The organism is Mycobacterium sp., from assembly GCF_019243155.1.
Classification (GTDB): Bacteria; Actinomycetota; Actinomycetes; order Mycobacteriales; family Mycobacteriaceae; genus Mycobacterium.
In genome coordinates, this window is record NZ_JAFAUS010000001.1 from 1 (window position 1) to 4,368 (window position 4,368).

The 4,368-nt window shown below is 68.4% G+C and carries 3 protein-coding genes; all 3 read left to right on the forward strand.

Going from position 1 to position 4,368, the window contains the following annotated elements; all coding sequences use genetic code 11:
* Positions 1 to 155 precede the first annotated feature (155 nt).
* Positions 156 to 632, forward strand: a complete 477-nt coding sequence (locus JOZ00_RS00005) for a hypothetical protein (protein ID WP_366022213.1) — start codon at positions 156 to 158, stop codon at positions 630 to 632.
* Between the two features lie 186 nt (positions 633 to 818).
* The gene (locus tag JOZ00_RS00010; RefSeq protein ID WP_293338175.1) at positions 819 to 2,522 is read left to right on the forward strand and encodes a DAK2 domain-containing protein; all 1,704 of its coding nucleotides are present in this window, start codon (positions 819 to 821) and stop codon (positions 2,520 to 2,522) included.
* 2 nt (positions 2,523 to 2,524) lie between these two features.
* The coding region (gene recG, locus JOZ00_RS00015; protein WP_293338177.1) for an ATP-dependent DNA helicase RecG at positions 2,525 to 4,368 on the forward strand (1,844 nt) is incomplete at its 3' end.

Consider the following 4,368-nt stretch of genomic DNA (forward strand, 5'->3'; position numbering starts at 1 on the left):
CCTATCTGATGGTGGCGGCGCTGGGCAGCGTCGCTATCGGCAGTACCTCAGGAACCAGCCCGACGGGTGTGGGCGGGCCGGGCCCGAAAACGTCGCTGGCCGGCCAAGCCAGTTCCGCTGCCTCGTGGTGGCAACCCGTTGGCCTTCCTGTCGCGGTGCACGAAGCCGCCGCCGTGCAGGGCCCGATCCAGCTGCGCCAGGTGAGGTTCGACGGTCGGGGCGCGTGGCCGGAGGGACCGGAGGCGATCCGTGGCTACCTCGAGGAGGCGCTGACGCGGATGGGGATTACCGACCCGCCGGCCCGTGGCCATTGGATCGAGGGGATGATGACCATCGCCGACCACGAGGCGCAGTTTCACTCGGGTGCGATCAACCTGTCAGACACCAACGCCTATGGGCCTCGCCAGCTCGACGGTGGCCCGCTGCACGCAACGCGGGGCCCGTGGCAGGTGATGCCGGATACATTCGCGATGTTTCACCAGGCGGGGACGTCGAAATCGGCTTGGGATCCGGTGGCCACCGCGTGCGCGTCGATGAACTATCAGATGAGCCGCTACGGAGTCAGCCGCGACGGCAGCAATGAGCGCATGCTCGTGGGCCAGTCCAATCCCGGTATCCGGCACGGCTATTGAGCCCGCCCGCGGCTTCTTCATGCGGTATTGAGGACTACCTCAATCAATCTCTACATCATTCGCAGCATCATTCGCAGCGGCGCTTTCCCAAAGGCGCAGGGCAACTGAGCGCAGTGGTTCGGTCGCCCGGCTACGCTGGCGCGCACCGGATGCTTTAAGCCAGAAGGCGCGGAGGAGGTGGATCGTTTGAGCGCTCCTCATACCGCGCAGCACCGGCTCCTCGACGCGAGGACCTTGCGGCACTGGGCGCACACCGCCGTCAGCGACCTGATCACCCATATCGACGAGATCAACAGGCTCAACGTCTTCCCCGTCGCCGATTCCGACACCGGCGCCAACATGCTGTTCACCATGCGTTCCGCGCTGGCCGAGGCGAACGCGGGGGCCAACACCGAGGGCGGTTCGGCGTGCGTCGCCCGGGCGGCGGCGGCGATGTCGGCCGGTGCGCTGAACGGGGCTCGCGGCAACTCCGGCGTGATCCTGTCACAGATCCTGCGTGGCATCGCCGACGTCACCGCGAGTGCGGCAGCCGATTCCGGCGGTGAGCTGGCTTACATCGACGCGGACATCCTCGGGGCCGCGCTGCGCCGCGGCGTGGAACTGGTCATCACGTCGATGGGCGGCGAGGAGGTGCCGGGGACCATCGTCTCTGTGCTGCGCGCCGCCGCCGACGCCGCTCAGGAGTGCGCCCAGGGCGGGGAAGCGCTCGGCCCGGCCATCGTGGCCGCCGGTGACGCCGCCGTCGTCGCCCTGGAGAAGACGCCCGAGCAGCTCGACGTGCTCGCCGACGCGGGTGCCGTGGACGCCGGTGGCCGCGGCCTGCTGGTCCTGCTGGACGCGTTGAACTCCGCGGTCACCGGCCAGGCGCCGGCGCGGACGGTCTACGAGTTGGCGCCGCGGGCGGAGCAGACCGACGCGGCGGCCGACCGCCCGACACCGCAATTCGAGGTGATGTACCGGCTCGACAACTGCAACCCGCCGGCCGCGAACGCCCTGCGGGACCGGTTGATGAGACTGGGTGATTCCGTGGCCATCGCGGCCGCGCCGTTCACCAACCAGGCCAGCTACTCGGTGCACGTGCACACCGATGACGCCGGCGCGGCCGTCGAAGCGGGTCTGGCGGCGGGGCGGCTGAGCCGCATCGTGGTTTCGCTCCTCAGCTCCGGCACCGCCGGGCTGCCGTCGGGCGGTTGGACGCGAGAGAGGGCGGTGTTGGCCGTCGTCGACGGTGACGGTGCCGCCGAGCTTTTCGGCGGCGAAGGGGCTTCCGTGCTGCGACCGGATCCGGCTGCGGGCGATACGGAGATCAACATCACCGCCCATCAGCTGATGCGGGCGGTCGTCGACACGGGCGCCGCGCAGGTGATGGTGCTGCCCAACGGTTTCGTGGCCGCCGAGGAGTTGGTGGCGGGATGCACCGCAGCCATCGGATGGGGCGTCGACGTGGTGCCGATCCCGACGGGGTCGATGGTGCAGGGGCTGGCCGCGCTGGCCGTCCACGAAACCGGCAGACAGGCCGTCGACGACGGCTACACAATGGCCCGCGCCGCGGGCGCGGCCCGGCACGGGTCGGTGCGCATCGCGACCGAGAGCGCGTTGACCTGGGCGGGTCGCTGCCAGCCGGGCGACGGGCTGGGTATCGCGGGGGACGAGGTGTTGATCGTGGCCGCCGACGCGATCGGGGCGGCGACCGGTCTGCTCGACCTGTTGCTGGCCTCCGGCGGCGACCTGGTGACGGTGTTGCTCGGTTCGGCGATTGAGACCGATGGAGATGCCGCCGCCGTTGTCGACATCCTGGAAGCGCACATGCATGACAACCACCCCGGGACCGAGCTGGTGACCTACCGGACCGCCCATCGCGGCGACGCGTTGCTCATCGGGGTCGAATAGCCGTGGTCTCGATCAGCGACCGCCTCGACTACGTCGTGGGTGCCAAGGCCGCCGAGCCGCTCGACGAAGTGTTCGGCATCAGGACCGTCAACGATCTGCTGCGCCACTACCCGCGCAGCTACACCGAGGGCGCCACCCGCTGGGACGCCGAGGACGCACCGCCCGAAAAGGGTGAGCACATCACGCTTGTCGACACAATCGCCGACACCGAGTCGTTCCCGATGAAGAAGAATCGGAAGAAGATGTGTCACCGCATCACTCTCGGGTCCGGCCGCAACAAGGTGACCGCCACGTTCTTCAACGCGAACTACATCATGAAAGACCTCACCAAGGGCACCAGGGTGATGCTCTCCGGCGAGGTCGGGTTTTTCCGGAGCGTGATGCAATTGACGCATCCGGCGTTCCTCATCCTCGATTCGCCCGACGGGAAGAACCGCGGCACCAGATCCCTGAAAAGCATTGCCAATGCCTCGCAATCGACCACCGGCGAGGTGCAGATGTCGGCGTTCGAGCGTGCCTTCTTCCCGATCTATCCGGCCAGCACCAAACTGCAGAGCTGGGACATCTTCGCCTGCGTGCGCCAGGTGCTCGACGTCCTCGATCCTGTGGAGGACCCGGTGCCCGCGGAGCTGCGCGCCGAACTTGGCCTGATTCCCGAGGATCAGGCGTTGCGCGCCATTCACCTGGCCGAGGACGAGGCCGAACGTCGGCGTGCGCGTGAACGTTTGACCTTCGACGAGGCCGTCGGGCTGCAATGGGCGCTGGTCGCCCGCCGCCACGGAGAGCTCTCTGAGTCGGGGCCCCCGGCCCCGCCACGCTCCGATGGGTTGGCCGCGGAGTTGTTGCGGCGGTTGCCGTTCGAGCTGACCGCGGGACAGCGCGAGGTTCTCGACGTGGTGTCCGACGGGCTCGCGGCGACCCGTCCGATGAACCGTCTGCTGCAGGGGGAGGTCGGCTCCGGCAAGACGATCGTGTCGGTGCTGGCCATGCTGCAGATGGTCGACTCCGGCTATCAGTGCGCGCTGTTGGCGCCGACGGAAGTTCTTGCCGCTCAACATCTTCGATCGATCAACGACGTGCTCGGGCCGTTGGCGATGGCGGGCCAGCTTGGCGGTGCCGATGGGGCCACCCGGGTGGCGTTGCTGACCGGCTCCATGACCGCGGCGCAGAAGAAGCAGATCCGCGCCGAGATCGCCGGCGGTGAGGTCGGCATCGTCGTCGGCACCCACGCCCTGCTGCAGGACGCGGTGGAGTTCGACAACCTGGGCATGGTGGTGGTCGACGAACAGCACCGGTTCGGTGTCGAGCAGCGAGACCAGTTGCGCGCCAAGGCTCGTGCCGGCGTCACGCCGCACCTGCTGGTGATGACGGCGACCCCGATCCCGCGCACCGTAGCGCTCACCGTGTACGGGGACTTGGAAACCTCCACGTTGCGCGAACTCCCGCGCGGACGCCAGCCCATCACCAGCAATGTGATCTTCGTCAAGGACAAGCCCGCCTGGCTCGGCCGCGCCTGGCAGCGCATCACCGAAGAGGTCGCCGCAGGCCGCCAGGCCTATGTGGTTGCGCCGCGAATTGACGAGACCGACGAGCAGGACGACGGCACCCGGCCATCGGAGACCGCCGAGGGGTTGTACGCCCGGCTGCGCTCCGGTGAGCTGGCGAACCTGCGGCTGGGGCTGATGCACGGGCGGCTGTCCGCCGACGACAAGGACGCCGCGATGGCGGCCTTTCGTGCCGGCGAGATCGATGTGCTGGTGTGCACCACGGTCATTGAGGTCGGCGTCGACGTGCCCAATGCCACGGTCATGTTGGTGATGGACGCCGACCGATTCGGAATCAGCCA